The organism is Citrobacter sp. TBCS-15, from assembly GCF_005280815.1.
In the GTDB taxonomy this organism is placed as follows: domain Bacteria; phylum Pseudomonadota; class Gammaproteobacteria; order Enterobacterales; family Enterobacteriaceae; genus Citrobacter; species Citrobacter werkmanii.
On record NZ_SZWK01000288.1, the window covers coordinates 1 to 1,014 of the forward strand.

Below are 1,014 nucleotides of genomic sequence, written 5' to 3' on the forward strand. Positions count from 1 at the left end.
GTGCTCAATTGTTTTGCCATTTTATTTTATATTCCTTTACTTAATTGGTTTTTCAGGTTATTGCGTTTGTAGCCTTATGAATGATCAGTTACTGAAACACCTGCGGTAACATCTTCATAACCGTCAGCAGAGGATGTTACGATATAAACTCCAGGAGCAAGTTGTCCGTTTGTTGCGACTTTTCCGTGGTCATCTCTAATTACTGATGTTACTTTTACAGTTCCACCTTTAGAATCTTTCAAAGTAGCTGGTACTACTATCGTTCCGTCATTGCGTCCTTTTGTAGCAGTAGTTACATTCGGAATAACTGGAGCAACTAATGTAACAGCACCAGCCAATTCCGTGTCAGGTTGCATAATGAACAGTCCGCTTTCCATTTTCTTAGCGAAGTCTTTTGCTTGGTCTCCCCAAATTTCATATTCAATAGCAGCTACATTTTTACCATTATTCAAATAAATGTCTGATTCAGTAGCTTGTACTGCCAACGTCCATTGGATAGGGTCGACACCGTCTACTGAATCTGTTTCTGATTCTTTCGTTGGTTCTGCTGTAGGTTTCAATTTAGGATAAACGACTACACGATAACCGTCAATAAACTCTCCTGTAACTTTATCACGTTTGCGCCCTTTAATTAGGTACTGAACACATTTTGTTTTCCAATCACCAGTAGGAGACCAACCCAAACCATTCGCTGTTCTTTGTTGACCTAAAATGTCTTCTTTAAGCGCTTGATCTGTTTGAATGAATACCATTTCGCCTTGAAGTAAGGTAGCGCCTTTTTTAACTCCATGGTCTGGTACGTCATCAGCTGGATAGCTATTAGTTTCCGCTTGGTCTTCCATTTCGCCAACTGATACTAAACCAGTTACAATTTTATGGTTAGTGAACTCTGGTTTTCCGTTACTTCCCTTGGCCATATCAGCTACGATTAGAGCTTCATTACCAAAGAAAATCTCACGTGAGTTATAATCTAATTTCATTTTTTATTTTCCTTTTTATTTTTTTATGCAGTAC

1 protein-coding gene is annotated in these 1,014 nt (G+C 38.5%); it reads right to left on the reverse strand.

Translation table 11 applies throughout. The annotated features are described in order from the left end of the window. Positions 1–74 precede the first annotated feature (74 nt). Positions 75–980: a phage tail tube protein gene (locus FDW96_RS15670; RefSeq protein ID WP_137365929.1), complete on the reverse strand. Its 906-nt coding sequence runs from the start codon at positions 978–980 to the stop codon at positions 75–77. Positions 981–1,014 lie beyond the last annotated feature (34 nt).